The organism is Bradyrhizobium sp. UFLA05-153, assembly GCF_054185185.1.
The window spans coordinates 1-18,156 of the sequence record NZ_JBBIAM010000098.1 but is presented as its reverse complement, the minus strand read 5'-3'; the positions used below and the strand labels follow the sequence as shown (position 1 = coordinate 18,156).

17 protein-coding genes are annotated in these 18,156 nt (G+C 63.7%); 13 read left to right on the top strand and 4 right to left on the bottom strand.

Annotation, left to right across the window (positions count from 1 at the left end; all coding sequences use genetic code 11):
* Positions 1-166: 166 nt before the first annotated feature.
* Positions 167-1,465 (top strand): glycoside hydrolase family 3 N-terminal domain-containing protein, encoded by a 1,299-nt coding sequence (locus Q2941_RS37925; protein WP_458195693.1) that lies wholly within the window; start codon positions 167-169, stop codon positions 1,463-1,465.
* 215 nt (positions 1,466-1,680) lie between these two features.
* Entirely contained in the window at positions 1,681-2,319 is a 639-nt protein-coding gene (locus tag Q2941_RS37920; protein ID WP_458195692.1) for an outer membrane protein, read from the top strand.
* Between the two features lie 14 nt (positions 2,320-2,333).
* On the opposite strand, the gene hydA is transcribed toward Q2941_RS37920, so the two are convergent.
* Positions 2,334-3,788 (bottom strand): dihydropyrimidinase, encoded by a 1,455-nt coding sequence (gene hydA / locus Q2941_RS37915; RefSeq protein ID WP_458195691.1) that lies wholly within the window; start codon positions 3,786-3,788, stop codon positions 2,334-2,336.
* 326 nt (positions 3,789-4,114) lie between these two features.
* On the opposite strand from hydA, the gene Q2941_RS37910 reads away from it, so the two are divergent.
* Complete coding sequence (locus tag Q2941_RS37910; RefSeq protein ID WP_027524969.1) at positions 4,115-4,321, top strand: hypothetical protein; 207 nt, start codon at positions 4,115-4,117, stop codon at positions 4,319-4,321.
* A gap of 10 nt (positions 4,322-4,331) precedes the next feature.
* Here the strand turns inward: Q2941_RS37910 and Q2941_RS37905 are convergent, their stop codons facing one another.
* Positions 4,332-5,183, bottom strand: coding sequence for an SDR family NAD(P)-dependent oxidoreductase (locus Q2941_RS37905; protein ID WP_458195690.1), 852 nt, complete (start codon positions 5,181-5,183; stop codon positions 4,332-4,334).
* Between the two features lie 196 nt (positions 5,184-5,379).
* Here Q2941_RS37905 and Q2941_RS37900 point away from each other — a divergent pair, with 196 nt between their 5' ends.
* From Q2941_RS37900 to Q2941_RS37890, 3 genes are all read left to right on the top strand, one after another.
* Positions 5,380-6,876 carry an aldehyde dehydrogenase family protein gene (locus tag Q2941_RS37900; RefSeq protein ID WP_458195689.1) on the top strand — a complete coding sequence of 499 codons (1,497 nt, stop codon included), beginning with the start codon at positions 5,380-5,382 and terminating at the stop codon, positions 6,874-6,876.
* A 119-nt stretch (positions 6,877-6,995) separates the two neighbouring features.
* Positions 6,996-8,123, top strand: a complete 1,128-nt coding sequence (locus Q2941_RS37895; protein WP_458195688.1) for an alkene reductase — start codon at positions 6,996-6,998, stop codon at positions 8,121-8,123.
* Between the two features lie 223 nt (positions 8,124-8,346).
* On the top strand, positions 8,347-8,853 hold the full coding sequence (locus tag Q2941_RS37890; protein ID WP_458195687.1) for a GFA family protein: 507 nt from the start codon (positions 8,347-8,349) through the stop codon (positions 8,851-8,853).
* Here Q2941_RS37890 and Q2941_RS37885 read toward each other — a convergent pair.
* Entirely contained in the window at positions 8,807-9,247 is a 441-nt protein-coding gene (locus tag Q2941_RS37885) for a TfoX/Sxy family protein (RefSeq protein ID WP_027524973.1), read from the bottom strand. The genes Q2941_RS37890 and Q2941_RS37885 overlap by 47 nt on opposite strands.
* Positions 9,248-9,398: 151 nt before the next feature.
* Between Q2941_RS37885 and Q2941_RS37880 the strand changes: the two genes are divergently transcribed.
* Positions 9,399-11,060 (top strand): thiamine pyrophosphate-binding protein, encoded by a 1,662-nt coding sequence (locus Q2941_RS37880; protein WP_458195686.1) that lies wholly within the window; start codon positions 9,399-9,401, stop codon positions 11,058-11,060.
* Between the two features lie 192 nt (positions 11,061-11,252).
* On the opposite strand, the gene Q2941_RS37875 is transcribed toward Q2941_RS37880, so the two are convergent.
* Complete coding sequence (locus Q2941_RS37875; RefSeq protein ID WP_458195685.1) at positions 11,253-12,632, bottom strand: LLM class flavin-dependent oxidoreductase; 1,380 nt, start codon at positions 12,630-12,632, stop codon at positions 11,253-11,255.
* A 178-nt stretch (positions 12,633-12,810) separates the two neighbouring features.
* On the opposite strand from Q2941_RS37875, the gene Q2941_RS37870 reads away from it, so the two are divergent.
* From Q2941_RS37870 to Q2941_RS37845, 6 genes are all read left to right on the top strand, one after another.
* Positions 12,811-14,196 (top strand): M20 family metallopeptidase, encoded by a 1,386-nt coding sequence (locus tag Q2941_RS37870; protein ID WP_254110808.1) that lies wholly within the window; start codon positions 12,811-12,813, stop codon positions 14,194-14,196.
* Between the two features lie 81 nt (positions 14,197-14,277).
* Positions 14,278-15,189, top strand: a complete 912-nt coding sequence (locus Q2941_RS37865; RefSeq protein ID WP_027524977.1) for an amino acid ABC transporter substrate-binding protein — start codon at positions 14,278-14,280, stop codon at positions 15,187-15,189.
* Positions 15,190-15,302: 113 nt separating this feature from the next.
* Complete coding sequence (locus Q2941_RS37860; protein ID WP_027524978.1) at positions 15,303-16,034, top strand: amino acid ABC transporter permease; 732 nt, start codon at positions 15,303-15,305, stop codon at positions 16,032-16,034.
* A gap of 2 nt (positions 16,035-16,036) precedes the next feature.
* A complete protein-coding gene (locus Q2941_RS37855) occupies positions 16,037-16,729 on the top strand; it encodes an amino acid ABC transporter permease (RefSeq protein ID WP_458195684.1) in 693 nt (230 codons plus the stop codon).
* An 8-nt stretch (positions 16,730-16,737) separates the two neighbouring features.
* The gene (locus Q2941_RS37850; protein WP_458195683.1) at positions 16,738-17,469 is read left to right on the top strand and encodes an amino acid ABC transporter ATP-binding protein; all 732 of its coding nucleotides are present in this window, start codon (positions 16,738-16,740) and stop codon (positions 17,467-17,469) included.
* A gap of 169 nt (positions 17,470-17,638) precedes the next feature.
* A partial coding sequence (locus Q2941_RS37845) for an aminotransferase class IV (protein WP_458195682.1) occupies positions 17,639-18,156 on the top strand: 518 nt, incomplete at its 3' end.

The window sequence follows — 18,156 nt, the reverse complement described above, 5'->3', positions numbered from 1 at the left end:
TAGTGACGGCATGAGCTTGAACGGGCGATGTGCAGATGTCGGGAATGCGCTCTGCACGTCTTCAGGTGTTTCGTGCAGTTTTCGTGCAGGCGCGGTTTCACCACTCGCGCTGCGCAAAGCGCTTTGATAGGGCGAAGCATCCTTTGCTTCGCAGATGTCGTCTCCCATGCAATTCACGCGTCGTATCGGCCTGATCCTTCTCTGGCTGGCCCCGCTCGCTCTCGCCTTCGCTGCGGCGAACAAGAACGATCCCTATCTGGTCGTGCTGCGTGGCGCGGGAAACATTACACTCGTCGTTCTGAGCATCGCGATCGCCATCGTCCTCTTTCGCCGCGGGCATTGGCAGCGAGCTCCCGGCAGGCTGCTCGTCGTGCTCTGGTGCCTGCCGCCGCTCCTGATGTCAGCCGCGCATCTAAGGTTCGAGCTGCGCAAGCATGAGGTCCTGCACGCAAGCCGCGCGAAGGTGCGCCAGCTCGGACCGCATTTCATCGTCGGTTATTCGTCGTTTCCCGAGGTCGCACGCCTGGCCGAGCAGGGCCTGATCGGCGGCATCTACATCACCCGGCACAACATCAGGCGGAGGACAGTTGATGAACTCCGGATCGAGATTGCGGCCCTCCAGGACAAGCGGCGCGCAGCGGGCCTGGCGCCGCTGATCGTGACGGCCGACCAGGAGGGCGGCATCGTCGGCCATCTCTCGCCGCCGCTGACGAAAGTGCCGGCGCTGGCAACGCTGGCTGAGCTTCCGCCGGAGGCGCGCAAGGCCAAGGCGGAGGAGTTCGGCCGCACGCATGGGCGCGAGCTGGCGGCGCTCGGCGTCAATCTCAACCTTGCGCCGGTGCTCGATCTGAAGCCTCCGGTCCGGCGCAACCGGCTCGATTTCCATACCCTGATCGGCCAGCGCGCCATCGCCAGCGATCCCGCCGTGGTCGGCGAGATTGCGGGCGCCTATGTGCAGGGTTTGGAGGCGTCAGGCGTCGGCGCGACGCTGAAGCACTTCCCGGGCATCGGCCGCGTGCGCACCGACACGCATCATTTCGCAGCCAATCTCGACACGCCGATCGAGGAGCTGGAAGCCTCCGACTGGCGTCCCTTCAAGGAGGTGCTCGGGCAGTCGCGCGCCGCGCTCATGGTCGGTCATGTCACGCTGACCGCAGTCGATCCTGATCGCGCCGCCTCGCATTCAAGGCGCGTCGTCCAGGGCATCCTTCGCGACAAATGGAATTACCAGGGTGTCGTCATGACCGACGACCTCGTGATGGGCGCGATCTACCAGCACGACGTCTGCAAGGCTGTGGTCGAGGCGATGAACGCCGGCGTCGATCTCCTGCTCGTCGCCTATGACGGCGCGCAGTTTTACCGGGTCTTTGATTGCGCGCTGGATGGGGCGCGACAGGGCAGGCTCGACGCAGCGATGCTGCGTGCCAGCGAAGGCCGGATCGGAAAAGCGTTTCCGGGAGATTAGGTCCGCGAACGCGGCATGATCAGTGCTGCAAACATGTCCCCACAAAACTCAACCTGAATGATGTGTCACCCTGTCGCATCAACCGATTTCCTGCCAGAAAGCATTGGTGGTTTGGGGCGTGGCTGGGGCTGGGAATGCGTGGTTGTGCAATAGTTGGCACTGCATTGGTTTCGATTGCTGGATTTGCAGGCGCGGCAGCCGCCGCTGATCTTCGATTGAAGGCGCCGGTGGTGCCCACGGCATTCACCTGGACCGGCTGCTTTGCTGGTGTTCATGCCGGCGCAGCCATCAGCTATGACAAGATACGGAGCTCAGGCGACTTCAGCTCCGTCGGTTTCATCGGCGGCGGGCAGATCGGCTGCGATTACCAGTTTGCGTCGGTCTGGGTCGTTGGCGTCGAAGGCCGGGCTGCCTGGTCCAGCCTGACGAGCAAGACTCCCGGCACCGGCGCTGACCGGATCACGGGGCTGACTTTTCCGACGCAGTTCACGGTCAGCAATGACTTTCTCGCGTCGGCGACTGCGCGCTTAGGCTACAGCTTTGCTGACCGGTGGCTGGTTTACGCGAGAGGCGGCGTCGCCTGGGCCCACGAGAAGGCCGATATCGCCTTCACACCCCCGCTTCTGGGATTTGTGGTCGATCCCAGGGGGAGTGCGACCTGGACCGGCTGGACGGCCGGCACGGGCGTCGATTGGGCGTTCGCCCCGCACTGGTCGACGAACTTCGAATACGACTACTATGACTTCGGCGCCAATGACTTTACGCTGACCGATACCGTCAACAGAGTGACCTTCACCGGAAACCTGAAGGATCGAATCCACACAGTGACGGTTGGCGTGAACTATCACTTCTGACGGCTGTTCGAGCCCTACGGCGTGACTGCGCCCCGCGTCACCGCGCGCGGTGCGGTCAGCTCCTTCCAGGTCGAATTGGCGACATGCACCGGCGAGAACGCTGGCCGTTCGATATAGCGGCCGTCGCCTGCTTCGGCGCGCAGGTTGCCGTTCTTCCAGACGATCCGGCCGCGTGAGATCGTCGCGGCCGGTCCGCCCGTACATTCGAATCCCTCGAAGACGTTATAGTCGATGCGGCTCATCTGCCGCTTCGCGCTGATCGTCTTGGTTGCCTTGGGGTCCCACACGACGAGGTCGGCATCCGAGCCGACGGCGACCGCGCCCTTGCGCGGGTAGATGTTGAGGATGCGGGCGATGTTGGCCGAGGTCACCGCGACGAACTCTTCCTTCGTCAACCGCCCGGTCGTAACACCCGCGGTCCACAGCAGGGCCAGGCGGTCTTCGAGTCCGCCGGTGCCGTTGGGGATCTTGCGGAAGTCCTCGAGTCCGAACCGTTTCTGCTCGGTCGTGAAGGCGCAGTGGTCGGTCGCGACTACCTGGAGCGAGCCGGATTGCAGGCCGGCCCACAGGCTGTCCTGGTGCGACTTGTCGCGGAACGGCGGCGACATCACGCGCTGCGCGGAATGATCCCAGTCCTTGCTGGCATATTCGCCGGCATCCAGCAGCAGATGCTGGATCAACGGCTCGCCATAGACGCGTTTTCCCGCCGCGCGCGCCCGTGCGATCGCCTCGTGCGCTTCGCGGCAACTGGTGTGGACGATGTAGACCGGCGTTCCCGTCATGTCGGCGATCATGATGGCGCGGTTGGTGGCTTCACCCTCCACCTCCGGCGGCCGCGAATAGGCATGGCCTTCGGGGCCGGTGATGCCGCGCGCAATCAACGCCTCCTGCATCAGCGCGATGACGTCGCCGTTCTCCGCGTGCACCACTGGCATGGCCCCGAGATGGGCGCAGCGCGCGAACGAGTTATAGAGCTCGTCGTCGTTCACCATCAGTGCGCCCTTGTAGGCCATGAAGTGCTTGAAGGTATTGATGCCGTAGGTTTTGACCACGGTCTCCATCTCGTCGAAAATCTGCTTCGACCATGACGTCACCGCCATGTGGAAGCCGTAGTCGCTTGCCGCCTTCTCGGATTTGTGCCGCCACTCCTGATAGGCCGCGAGCATCGACTGGCCGGGATCTGGCAGGCAGAAATCCACCACCATGGTGGTGCCGCCGGTCAGCGCCGCCTTCGTGCCGGACTCGAAATCATCGGCCGTGACCGTGCCCATGAACGGCATTTCGAGATGGGTGTGCGGATCGATGCCGCCCGGCATCACGAAGCAGCCCCCGGCGTCGATCATTTCAGTACCCGCCGGCGCATCGACCGATGCGCCAACCGCGACGATGGTGTCTCCGTCGACCAGCACGTCCGCACGGCGCGAATGATCATGATTGACGACGGTGCCACCGCGAATGAGGAGGGGCATAGGGGACTCCGGGGAAGAAGAAGGGTTGGATGCTGTGGGAAGGTAAGCCCAGGGAACGCAATGCAATAGACGAAATTTTAGTCAATCGCTGGAGCGTTCTTGAGCGTGTGGTTCCTGGGGAACGCGTGTTGCGTGTGCGAAGGCACATCTCGGGCGTGGTCGCGGTGGAGCGCCGCGAGGAGCTACAGAAGGCGCGTATGTCGCGGAAACCTTCCGGTGCATGCCGAAGACAGCTATGTGATAGTTGAGCTTTGAACCGGCTTTGCCGATTGTGATTTCGACGCGGGTGCGATAAGGCTCGCCCGCATTCATGGCGGAGATGAGCTTTGTCGAAACAATCCTTGCGCGAGGAGGCCGAGCGCCTGATCCGCGAGACGATGGAAAAGAAGAACATCGTCGTCAAGCAGGGCACGACCCGCATCGAGACGCTCTGCGGCAAGTGCGGCGCGCCGAACCGGGTCCAGGCCCCCAAGGGCCAGACCCGCGTCAAGTTCGCCTGCAAGCAATGCGGGCACCAGCAAGAGACGCTGTAGGCGGCCTCGCCTAGTTGCCCTTCACGAACTGCGCAAACGCATCCGCATAGTCCGGATGCCAGCGCGACAGCGGCGGCCGGTTCTCGACGATGTCACCGGCGGCCCACAACATGCGCTTTTCGTCGAGTTCGCGCGGCACGTCGTTGTCAGGGCAGAGGATGTAGAAGTCGCCGGCCTCGAGCCTCGTCATCATGAAATCGACCGTTTGTTCCGGCGTCCAGGCGCCGGCGGGCTTCTCGGTGCGGCCGCGCGCGGTGAGGCCGGTGAAGACGAAGCCGGGGATCAAGAGGTGCGCCGTGATGCGGCAATCCCTGGTGTTTCGCAGTTCGTGCTGGAGCGCCTCGGTGAACGCCTTCACGCCGGCCTTCGAGACGTTGTAGGCGGGATCGCCCGGCGGCGTGGTGATGCCCTGCTTCGATCCGGTGTTGATGATGAGGCCGGCCTTGCCGCGCGCGATCATGCTGGGTGCAAAGATGCGTGCACCGTTGATGATGCCCCACATGTTGACGTCGATGATGCGCTGCCAGGTGTCAGGCTCGCCGAACATCGTGCTGCCCGGCTGGATGCCGGCATTGTTCATCAGCACGTCCGTTCCGCCGAAGCGGTTCTGCACGGCGGCTTCCAGTTCCGTCAGGCTCTGCGGCCGGCTGACATCGACAACGGCAGTCATCACATGATCGCTGCCGCTGGGCGCGATCGATGACAGTTTTGTTTCGACCTGCGTCAGCCGTACGGAATCGACGTCGGCGATGCAGACCTTCATCCCGAGCCTTGCAAACTGTTCCGCGGCGGCGAGTCCGATGCCGGCTGCACCACCCGTTATCACGGCAACGTTATTGGCTGACAGGGCAGGGTGCGGCATGGGGATACTCCGGATCACGGCGCGCGGGGTGAGAAGGCTCGACCTATAGCACGGCAATCTTGCGACCATGCACAAGTCGGCATGGGAGGTCTTCGTTCCGCACCGGCTTTACGCCCATCCGACACCGCTGTATTTTCGCCAACCTAACGATCCCGCCCAGATCGAACCCAATCAAGTCAGTCAGAGGAGTGCAGCCATGGCTGTGTCGCAAGCTATTCCGATCACGCGCCATCCGTTCGCCAACGGGTCCTACAAGCAGATGCTGATCGACGGCAAATGGGTCGATGCGGCCTCGGGCAAGCGCTTCGAGACCCGTAACCCCGCGACCGGCGAACTGCTCGCAACTGTCGCCGAGGGCGACAAGGAAGACATCGATCGCGCGGTTGCGGCCGCGCGCCGCGCTTTCGAGGGGGCGTGGAGCAAGGTCAAGCCGTTCGAGCGACAGAACCTGCTGCTCAAGCTCGCCGATCTCATCGAGAAGAATTTTGACGAATTGGCGCAGCTCGATACGCTCGACATGGGTGCGCCCGTCAGCCGCACCCGCTCCTACAAGCTGCGCGTGCTCGGCATGCTCCGCTACTATGCAGGGCAGACGACCGCGATCCATGGCGAGACCATCGAGAACTCGCTGCCCGGCGAGATCTTCTCCTACACGCTGAAGGAGCCGGTCGGCGTCGTCGGCGCCATCATCCCATGGAACGGCCCGTTCACCGCGACGATCTGGAAGATCGGACCTGCGATCGCGACCGGCTGCACCGTGGTGCTGAAGCCCGCGGAGGAAGCGCCGCTGACCTCGCTGCGCATCGCCGAACTCGCGCTGGAAGCCGGCGTGCCGCCCGGCGTCATCAGCGTCGTGCCGGGCTATGGCGAGACCGCGGGAGCCGCGCTCGCCTCGCACCACGACGTCGACAAGGTCGCCTTCACCGGCTCGCACGTCACGGGCCAGTCGATCATTCGTGCTTCGGCCGGCAACCTGAAGCGCGTTTCGCTCGAGCTCGGCGGCAAGTCGCCGGACATCGTGTTTGCCGATGCCGATCTCGACGCTGCCGTGCCGGGCGCTGCGATGGCGGTGTTCGCCAATTCCGGACAGATTTGCAGCGCCGGCACGCGGCTGTTCGTCGAGCAGGCGATCTATGACGAGTTCGTCGGCCGCGTCGCGGAGTTCGGCAAGAAGCTGCAAGTCGGCAACGGCCTTGATCCCAACACCCAGATCGGCCCGCTCGTCTCCGAACAGCAGCTCGAGCGCGTCACCGGCTATCTCGATGTCGGCCAGAAGGAAGGCGCGAAGGCGCTCGCCGGCGGCGGCCGCGTGACCGAAGGCGCGCTCGCCAAGGGCTACTTCGTTTCGCCGACCGTGTTCGCGGGCGTCCAGGACAACATGCGCATCGCGCAGGAGGAGATCTTCGGTCCCGTGATCTCCGCGATCGCGTTCAAGGACATGGACGAGCTCGTCAAGCGTGCCAATGCGACGATGTTCGGCCTCGGCTCGGGCCTGTGGACCCGCGACGTCAGCAAGGCGCATCACGTAGCCAAGTCGCTGCGCGCCGGCTCGGTGTGGGTCAACTGCTACCAGGCGATGGACCCGGCGGTGCCCTTTGGCGGCTACAAGATGAGCGGCTATGGCCGCGAATCCGGCAAGCAGCACGTCGAGGAATATCTCAACGTGAAGGCCGTCTGGATCAAGACGGCGTAGCGATCACTGCTGTCCCGCATCTCGCGGGACGGAAAATTCTCTTTCTAGGGGCGGCACCTTTTCCGGTTGCCGCCCCTCGCTATATGATCCGTATCCTTCCATAGCCATTTGGGGCCAGCATGAAATTCCCGGCGTTGTTTCAACCGTTGCAGGTCGGTCCGTACAAGCTTGCGCATCGTGTCGCGATGGCGCCGTTGACGCGCATGCGGGCCGAGCGCGAGAGCTTTGCGCCACGGTCGCTCAACGCTGAATATTACGGCCAGCGTGCGACGAAAGGCGGCCTCATCATCGCCGAGGCTTCGCCGGTGCTCTCGCACGGCCGCGGCAATCCCGCTACGCCCGGCATCTATTCAGACGCGCAGGTGGCGGGCTGGCGCGAGGTGGTCGATGCCGTGCATGCCAAGGGCGGCATCATCTTCCTTCAACTCTGGCATGTCGGTCGCGTCTCGCACTCGTCCTTCCATGGCGGCGAGCTGCCGGTTGCGCCCTCCGCGATTCCGATCAGGGCCGAGGGCATGATGGCGATGACCGCCGATGGCAAGATCGCCGATTATGAGACGCCGCGCGCGCTCGAAACCGAAGATGTCAAGAGCATCGTCGAGGCGTTCCGGCAGGCTGCGAAGAACGCGCTCGCCGCGGGCTTCGACGGCGTCGAGATCCACGGCGCCAACGGCTATCTGCTCGAGCAGTTCTTGCAGTCGCGCAGCAATCAGCGCACCGACCAGTATGGCGGCTCGATCGAGAACCGCGCGCGCCTGCTGCTCGAGGTCACGCAGGCCGCTATCGACGTCTGGGGCGCGAACCGTGTCGGCGTGCGGCTGTCGCCCTACGGCATCGCCAATGATTCCGGTGAGCCGGATCCGATGCCGCTCTACACGCATGTCGTGAAGGCGTTCGACAAGCTTGGCCTCGCCTATCTTCATGTCATCGAGCCCCGTTCCAGCGGCGCCGGCCGCGCCGACGTCAACTGGCAGAACGTGCCGTCGGCCATGGTGCTGTTCCGACCGCTCTATAGCGGCGTCCTGATCGCTGCCGGCGGCTTCACCGGCGAAACGGCGAATGCCGCGATCGCCGACGGCAACGCCGACATCGTCGCATTCGGTCGCATCTTCATCTCCAACCCCGATCTGCCGCGCCGCCTCCAGCACGACTATCCGATCACACCCTACAACCGCGCGACGTTCTACGGCGGCGAAGAGAAGGGGTACACGGATTATCCCGCGTATGATGAGCTGACGCCGGCATGACGCCGCCTTAGCCCGGATGGAGCGCAGCGAAATCCGGGTCTTCACCCAGCGTATCGGGCCCCCCGGATTACGCTTCGCTCCCTCCGGGGTGCGGTCTACATTTGATTTTTCCGACGGAAACCCCAATCTCCGTCATTGCGAACGCAGCGAAGCAATCCAGAGTCTTTCCGCGGCTGCATCCTGGATTGCTTCGCTGCGCTCGCAAGGACGATGAGGAAGCACCATGGCCAAAGCCGCAGTCGCCGCAGGAACTGCCACCGGGCAATGCCTGTGCGGCAAGGTCACCTTCGAGATCGACGTGCCGGCGCGCTGGGCATGGCATGATCACTCAGCATCCAGCCGCCGCGCGCATGGCGCGGCCTATGCGACCTACGTCGGAAGCTGGAAGAAGCGTTTTCGCATCACGTCGGGAAAGAGCACGATGACCCGCTATGAGGACAAGGCGACCAAGACCGCGCGCAGCTTCTGCTCCCAGTGCGGCACGCCGATCGCTTATGAGCGCCCGCGCGACCCGCACATGGTCAACATCCCCCGCGCACTCTTCAACGAGCGCACCGGCCGCCAGCCACTCTATCACATCGCGATCGAAGAGCTGCAGGAATGGGCCTATACCGGCGAGCCGCTGGTGCCGCTGAAAGGTTTCCCGGGCGTGGTCTGGCAGCGCTCGAAAAAGAAGAACCGCGCTAGCGGCGAGGACCCTTTTGAGCTCGGCCGCGAGGAGGGGCTTTAGCCTTTGCGGCGCCCTTGGATTTGGCTGAAGCAGCCTTCCTTGGCGCCATTGTGCGTCCTGCGGTCTTTGCCGGCATCGCGGCGACGAACTCGAGCCCGCGCTTGATCCATTTCTTCAACTCGGCTTCGGTCTGGTAGCCCTCTGGCGCGACGCGCACGAAGCCGCTCATGATGCGCCCGCGCATTTCCATCGGGCTCGTGTACGGCTCCTGCAGCATGCGCGCATGCGCCTCCGGGCCGACGCGGATCAGCATCCCGCCGCGCCCGCTCACGGTGCAGCACATGGTGTTGTTCACCATGAAGCAGAGGCCGCCCATCATCTTCTTTTCCGCCAAGTAGCGCTGGCCCGCCAGCAATTTGCGCACGCGCGCGGCGGTGTTCTCGTCATAGGCCATCGTGTCCCCCTGTGCAGGTTTACGCCCGGGCATGCTCCCAGCTTACGCGCATCTGCGCAACGCAGCCATGACTGCGCTTCCTTGCGCCGTGCTCGCGACTTCGGCCATCATGCGCGACCCTTCGGCAACGTCCGCGAGATCAGGAGGAAACATGAAGAACCGCATCACCGGCCGCTCCGCCTTTCTTGCGCTGCTGAGGGATGAAGGCATCACGCATCTGTTCGGCAATCCCGGCACCACCGAATTGCCGATCATGCATGCGCTGAAGGACCATCCCGATCTCACCTATGTGATGGCGATGCAGGAAAGCCTGGTGGTCGCGATCGCCGACGGCTTTAGCCGGGCCTCCGGACAACTCGTCGCCTGCAACGTCCATGTCGCGCCCGGGCTCGGCAATGCGATGGGCTCGCTCTACAACGCGCAGTTCACGGGCACGCCGATGATCTTGACCGCGGGCCAGCAGGAGCAGGGCCACGGCCTGATGGAGCCGGTGCTCTATGGTCCGCTGGTGCGGATGGCCGAGCCGCTCGTGAAATGGGCGGTGGAGGTGACGCGCCTCGAGGATCTGCCGCGCATCGTGCGCCGCGCCGCCAAGGTCGCGACCACGCCGCCTACGGGGCCGGTGTTTATTTCGTTGCCGGGCGATATCCTCAATAGCGAAGCCGGCATTGATCTTGGCCGCTCCACCCGCATCGATGCGCGCACAAGGCCGTCTGATGAGGCGTTGAAGGCATTCGCCGCACGGCTCCTCAAGGCCGAACATCCGGTCATCGTCACGATGGACGAGGTGGTCAAGAGCGACGCGCTGAAGGAAGCCGCCGAGCTCGCGGAGCTCTTGGGCGCTGCCGCCTATCAATCCTCCACGGCCTATGGCGCGCACTTCCTCTCGGAAAGCCCGAGCTTCATGGGCACGCTGGCGCGCGTACAGAAGGCCGCGCGCGATACGCTTGCGCCTTACGATCTGCTCATCGCGCTGGGCGGCGATCCGTTGCGGATGTCGGTCCATAGCGAGGTGGCCCCGCTGCCGGATGGACTTCCTATCGTGCAGGTTGGCCTGGTCGATTGGGAGATCGCCAAGAACTTTGGCGCGGAGATCGCGCTCAAGGCTGACGTGAAGGAAACGCTGCGCGCGCTGGTTCCGGCGCTCAAGGAAATGGGCGGCGCCGCGCTGGAGCGGCACACCAGGGAACGTCTCGCCGAGCTCGCGCCGAAGAACTGGAACGCGCGCCGCGCGGCGCTGGTCGAGCAGATCACGAAGGCGAGGGACCGCACGCCGATCGACCCTGACTGGCTGACGCTGCAAATGGTCGAGGCGATGCCCGACAACGCCATTCTCGTCGACGAGGGCCTCACCTCCGGCCGCCAGATCGCGAGCCTGCGCCCACACCGCGACCGCTACGGCTATCACGGCCTCGCCTCAGGCGGCATCGGCTGGGGCCTGCCGGCCTCGGTCGGCGTCAGCCTGGCCAACCCCACGCGGCCGGTGGTCTGCTTCTCCGGCGATGGCAGCGCGATGTACTCGATCCAGTCGCTATGGACCGCTGCCCACCACAAGCTGCCGCTGACGATCGTCATCGCCAACAATGGCGGCTACCGCATCATCAAGCAGCGCCTGCTCGCCTTCCACGGCGATGACAATTATGTCGGCATGGATTTCGTCGACCCGCCGGTGGATTTTGCCGGGATCGCGCGGTCACTGGGATGCGAGGCGATCAAGGTGAGTGATCCCACGGAATTGAAGGCAACCTTCGCATCCATCTTCAATCGCCCGGGCACAAAGCTCATCGAAGTGGTGGTGGACGGGAAGGTGTGAGGCAGTATGCCTATGCCTCCTCAACGTCGTCCTGGCGAAGGCCAGGACCCATACCGCGTGATCTCTGTAATGGGCACGATGCTAGTTGCCCTTGTCTTCGCCAAACTTCTCCCTGGGGTAATGGGTCCTGGCTTTCGCCAGGACGACATCGAGACCAAAATCTGAAAAACAACCCCATGCAAAGTAGCCGGTCTACCCCTTCCGCCCCACCCGATAGCCCGCCGCCGGGTGCGGCGCGGTGAGCCGGGCGCGGCCGGGGCCGAACAGCTTTTCCCGCAGCGTGCCCTTGGCATAGTCCGCCTTGTAGCGGCCGCGCCGGGTCAGCTCCGGCACCAACATGTCGGCGATATCCTCGAAATCGCCGGGCGAGATCGCAAACGCCACGTTCAGCCCGTCGACGTCGGTCGCCTCGAACCATTCCTCGATCCTGTCCGCGACCATCTCCGGCGTTCCCACCACGACCGGCCCGGCGCCGCCGACGCCGACATGCTCGATCACGTCGCGCACGGTCCAGACGCGGTCGGGATCGGCGCGGGTGACGTTGTCCATCGCGCTGCGGCCGGCATCGTTCTGCACGTGACGCACCTGCTGGTCGAGCTCGTAGCCGGAGAAATCGACGCCGGTCCAACCGGACATCAAGGCAAGTGCGCCTTCGGGGCTGATGTGGCGGCGGTAGTCGGCGTATTTCTCCTTCGCTTCGGCCTCGGTCCGCCCGAGGATCAGCGTCATCATCGAGAACATCAGGATCTCGGCCGGGTTGCGCCCAAGCTCGGCCGCTGCCTGACGGATGGCAGCAACGCGCGGCGCGATCACTTTTGCCGACGGCCCCGACATGAACACGCATTCGGCGTGCTGGGCCGCGAACTGCCGCCCGCGCGGCGAGGTGCCGGCCTGATAAAGCACGGGCGTGCGTTGCGGCGACGGCTCGCTCAGATGGATGGTGTTGTTGAGGCGGAAGTTCCTGCCCTCATGCGTAACGCGATGCACCTTTGCGGGATCGGTGAAAATGCCGCGCCCGCGGTCACGCAGCACGGCGTCATCCTCCCAGCTTCCTTCCCAGAGCTTGTAGACCACCTCCATATATTCATCCGCGATGTCGTAGCGATCGTCATGCGCGGTCTGCTTGTCCTTGCCGGCGCCGCGCGCGGCGCTGTCGAGATAGCCGGTGACGACGTTCCAGCCGATCCGCCCTTCGGTCAGATGATCGAGCGTCGACATCCGCCGCGCGAAGGGATAGGGCGGCTCGAAGGAGAGGTTGGAGGTGACGCCAAAACCGAGGTTCTGCGTCACCGCTGCCATTGCGGAGAGCAGCAGCAGCGGCTCGTTCGACGGCGTCTGCGCCGCGTTGCGCAATGCGGCATCGGGGCTGTTGCCATAGACGTCATAGACGCCGAGCACGTCGGCAAGGAACAATCCGTCGAAGCGGCCGCGCTCCAGCGTCTTCGCCAGATCGATCCAATAGGGCAGGCGGTTGTATTCGGCGGTGCGGTCGCGCGGATGGGTCCACAGGCCCGGCGATTGATGCGCGACGCAATTCATCGCAAATGCGTTGAGCCGAATTTCTTTTGCCATGCTTGTCCCTCGGCGCCACTATCCCCGGGCTCATCTCGATGGTATCGGTGCCGGGCAGTTGGCCAAGTTCTTGCATTCGGCCGGCCGTTGGCAAGAGTCAATTGTCAACTCCCGCCACTTCCGAAACACTGCGTATCCCGCTACGCTTGTTCCAAATCCAGGCTTGAAAAAGAACGAAATGACCAGAGCTGATGCCATCGCCCGCGCAGTTGAGGATTTTTCATCCGGCGCGTTCCTCGCAGAGCTCGACCGCCGCGTCGCCTATCGTACCGAGAGCCAGAGCGCCTCGCGCGGCACCGAGCTGCGTGCCTATCTGGAACAGGAGATGCGGCCCGCCTTTGCAGCGCTCGACTTCGAGAGCCGGCTGGTGGAATCGCCGAGCGGCAAGGCGCCGTTCCTGATTGCCGAGCATATCGAGAGCGCGTCCGCGCCGACCGTTCTGATCTATGGCCATGGCGACGTCGTCGACGGCATGGAGGGCGAGTGGCGCGACAATCGCGATCCCTGGCGCACGACGACATCGGGTAATCGCGTCTATGGCCGCGGCACCGCCGACAACAAGGGCCAGCACAGCATCAATCTCGCGGCTTTGCGCGCAGTGCGCGCGGCGCGCGGCGGCAAGCTCGGCTTCAATGCCAAGTTCATCGTCGAGATGGGCGAGGAGATCGGCTCGCCCGATCTCGGCAAGGTCTGCGATCTCAATCGCGAGGCGCTGAAGGCTGATCTGTTCATGGCCTCCGACGGGCCGCGCCTCTCGGCTGATCGCCCGACGCTGTTCCTCGGCTGCCGTGGCGGCATCCGCATCCATCTCGACGTCAATTTGCGCGATGGCGGACATCATTCCGGCAATTGGGGCGGCGTACTCGCCAACCCCGCAACGATCCTGGTGAATGCGATTTCCACGCTGGTCGACGGTCACGGCCGCCTTCAGCTCGATGCGCTGAAGCCGCCGCGCCTCACCAACCAGATCCGCAGCTTCCTTGCCGATGTCAAAGTCGAGCCGACCGAAGACGAGCCGGCGCTCGCGCAAGATTGGGGCGAGGACGGACTGTCGGCAGCGGAACGGCTCTTCGCCTGGAACACGCTCGAGGTGCTGGCGATGTCGTCGGGCAATATCGAGAAGCCCGCGAACGCGATCCCGGGCCATGCCAATGCGGTGCTGCAATTGCGCTTCGTTGTCGGCACCAGGATCGACGGCCTCATTGAGGCGATCCGCGCGCATCTCGTCGCAAAGGGATTTCCGATGGTCGAGGTGCGGGCGGCGCAAAGCTTTGTCGCCTCACGCACCGATTTCGACAGCCCCTGGATCAAATGGGCCGCGGACTCCGTGCAAACGACCACCGGCAAGGCGCCCGCGATCCTGCCGAATTTCGGCGGCTCGCTGCCGAACGACGTGTTCTCCGAGATTCTTGGCCTTCCGACGATCTGGGTGCCGCATTCCTATCCCGGCTGTTCCCAGCATGCGCCAAATGAGCACATCCTGCTGCCATTGACCGAGGAGGCGCTGACCGTCATGGCAGGCCTGTTCTGGGACCTCGGGGAGCTACCGCGTCCGCTCGGCTAGGTGAAGGGCTCCGAAAGTCACATTCTAATCCGGCCCGATTTATGCAAGCATCTGGCCGCCATTCCATAAGGGGAGAAAAAAGTGAAACATTTCCGTAACTTCGGCCTCGTGCTCGCCGCCAGCTTGGTCGCGAGCCAGGCCAGTGCCGAGGAGTTGACCGGCACGCTCAAGAACATCAAGGACACTGGCGCGATCACGCTCGGCTTCCGCGACTCCTCGATCCCGTTCTCCTATCTCGACGACAACCAGAAGCCCGTCGGGTTCGCGATGGACATCTGCTACAAGATCGTCGACGCCGTGAAGAAGGAGCTCAAGCTCGACAAGCTGGAGGTCAAGCTCAACCCGGTGACCTCGGCGACCCGTATCCCGCTGATGGCCAATGGCACCATCGACCTCGAATGTGGCTCGACCACCAACAATGCCGAGCGGCAGAAGCAGGTCGCCTTCACCAACACCCACTTCCTGACTGCCAGCCGCTACGTGTTCAAGAAGTCGAGCGGCCTCAAGTCGATCGATGACCTGAAGGGCAAGACGGTGGTCTCGACCGCCGGCACCACCAACATCAAGCAGCTCACCGAAGCCAACGTCGCGAAGGGCCTCGGCGCCAACATCATTCCGGCCAAGGACCATGCCGAGGCCTTCCTGATGGTGGAAACCGATCGCGCCGTCGCCTTCGTGATGGACGACATCCTGCTTGCGAGCCTCGTCGCCGGCTCGAAGAGCCCAGCCGACTATGTGATCTCCAAGGACGCGTTCTCCAAGCCCGAGCCCTATGGCATCATGCTGCGCAAGGACGACGCCGCCTTCAAGAAGGTGGTCGATGCGGCGACCGCCGCGGTCTACACCAGCGGCGAAGGCGAGAAGATCTACAACAAGTGGTTCACGGACAAGATCCCGCCGAAGGGCCTGAACCTCAACACGCCGATCTCGGCCGAATTGAAGAACGAGTTTGCCAAGCCGTCGGATTCGCCGAACCCGGACGACTATAAGTAAGCTTCGATCCCTGGGATCAGGAGTATTGTCCGGCCATTCTGGAGAGGGGAATGGCCGGACATTTGCATAGACGATAGCAGTATCTGTGATTGTCGCGTTCGCGCGGGGGACTCGTGAACTACAATTGGAACTGGAAGATCTTCTTCGAGCCGAACCCGATGGGCACCGGCACCTATCTCGACATGCTGTTGTCGGGACTGCTGCTGACGCTCGAGACCGCGGCGCTGGCCTGGATCATCGCGCTGATCACCGGCTCGATCGTCGGCGTCATGCGCACGCTGCCGTCGAAAGGCGCCTACTGGTTCGGCTTTTGCTGGGTCGAGTTCTTCCGCAACATGCCGCTCTTGGTGCAGCTCTTCCTGTGGTTCTTCGTGCTGCCGGAATTGCTGCCGAGCGCTGCCGGCCTGTGGCTGAAGAAGTTGCCATACGCGCCGTTCTGGACCGCGGCGATCGGCGTCGGCCTGTTCATGTCGGCGCGCGTCGCCGTGCAATTGCAGGCCGGCATCGGCTCGCTGCCGCGCGGGCAGAAGATGGCGGCGACCGCGCTGGGGCTAACGACCGTGCAGGGCTATCGCTACGTGCTGTTGCCGATGGCGTTCCGCATCATCCTGCCGCCGCTGACCTCCGAGTTTCTCAACACCATCAAGAACACCGCGGTGGCCATCACCATCGGCCTGCTGGAACTGACCGGGCAGGCGCGCTCGATGCAGGAATTCTCGTTCCAGGTGTTCGAGGCCTTCACCGCCGCGACCATCCTCTATCTCCTCGTCAACGCCGTCGTCGTGACCGCAATGCGCTTCCTCGAGCGCTGGGTCGCGATCCCCGGCTACATCACGGGGAAATAGCGATGCTCGGCAATTTCGATTTCGATGTTATCCGCCGCGCGCTGCCCTATCTGTTCTATGAGGGCATGACGTTCACGCTGATGCTCACGGCGCTCGCCGCGCTCGGCGGCCTGATCTTCGGCACGGCGATCGCATTGATGCGGCTGTCCGGCTACAAGCTGCTCGGCCGCATCGCGGGGTTCTATGTCGACTTCATGCGCTCGCTGCCGCTGGTGCTCGTCATCTTCTGGTTCTACTTCCTGGTGCCCTATATCGGCCAGTGGCTGACCGGCTCGCCGCGCCCGATCAAGGTCGGCGCGTTCGCCTCCTCGCTCATCACCTTCATCATGTTCGAGGCGGCCTATTTTTCCGAGATCATGCGCGCCGGCATCCAGTCGATCTCGCGCGGGCAGCCGGCAGCGGCCAGCGCTCTCGGCCTGACCTACGCGCAGACCATGCGCTACGTCGTGTTGCCGCAGGCGTTCCGCAACATGCTGCCGGTGCTGCTGACGCAGACCATCGTGCTGTTCCAGGACACCTCGCTGGTCTACGTGCTGTCGATCCCTGATTTCCTCGGCGCCGCCAGCAAGGTCGCGCAGCGCGACGGACGTCTCGTCGAGATGTACCTGTTCGCCGCCGTCGTCTACTTCACCGTCTCCTGTATCGCGTCCTTCGGCGTTCGCCGCCTGCAGTCGCGCATCGCCATCATCCGCTAGAGCCCGTCATGATCGAGATCAGTCACGTCGACAAATGGTACAGCGCCTCGTTCCAGGTGCTGAAGGATTGCACCACCAACGTCGCCAAGGGTGAGGTGGTGGTCGTGTGCGGCCCTTCGGGCTCGGGCAAGTCCACCCTGATCAAATGCGTCAATGCGCTGGAGCCCTTCCAGAAGGGTGATATCACGGTCGACGGCACCAAGGTCAACGATCCCAAGACCGATCTGCCTAAGCTCCGCGCGCGCGTCGGAATGGTGTTCCAGCACTTCGAGCTGTTCCCGCATCTGAAGATCATCGACAATCTCTGCCTTGCGCAGGAGAAGGTGCTGGGGCGGGCTCACGACAAGTCGATGGCCAAGGGCATGCAGCTTCTTGAGCGCGTCGGGTTAAAGGAGCAGGCGCAGAAGTTTCCGGCGCAGCTCTCCGGCGGCCAGCAGCAGCGCGTCGCCATCGCGCGTGCGTTGGCGATGGATCCCATTGCCATGCTGTTCGACGAGCCGACCTCCGCCCTCGACCCCGAGATGATCAGCGAGGTGCTGGACGTCATGGTTGACCTCGCCCGCGAAGGCATGACCATGATGGTCGTCACCCACGAAATGGGCTTTGCCCGCAAGGTCGCCAACCGCGTGATCTTCATGGACCGCGGCGAGATCGTCGAGGATGCCCCGAAGGACGACTTCTTCGGCAAGCCCAGAAGCGACCGCGCTCAGAAGTTCTTGTCGAAGATATTGTCGCATTAACTCTCCCCACCGTCATTCCGGGGCGATGCGAGCATCGAACCAGGAATCTCGAGATTCCGGGTTCATTCGCTGCGCGAATGCCCCGGAATGACGGGGAGTGGGGTTTATCGCCGCCCGCGAATTTCGTATACGAGCAGGCAATTCCCGCATTCCCGACAGGAGACCTGCCTTGGACTCGATCGCTTACGTCAACGGCTCTTTCGTCCCGCTTTCGGACGCCAAAGTCTCGGTCCTCGATCGCGGCTTCCTGTTCGCCGACGGCATCTACGAGGTCTCGGCCGTGCTGGACGGCAAGCTGGTCGACAATGCCTCGCATCTGGCGCGCCTCGAACGCTCCGTCGGCGAGATCAAGCTGAAGCTGCCGGAGACGGTCGAGCGCATCACCGAGCTGCAGAAGGAGCTCATCGCGCGCAATAAGCTTGCCAATGGTCTCGTCTATCTCCAGGTGACACGCGGCGCCGACACGGCGCGCGACTTTCCTTTCCCCAAGGGCGATATCAAGCCGACGCTGGTCATGTTTACTTCCGAGAAGGACATCGTCAATGCGGCCTCGGCCAAGACCGGCATCAACGTCATCACGGTACCCGACATCCGCTGGGAACGGCGCGACATCAAGAGCGTGGCGCTGCTGGCGCAGGTGCTTGCGAAGCAGGCCGCAGCCGAAGCCGGTGCCGGCGAAGCCTGGAT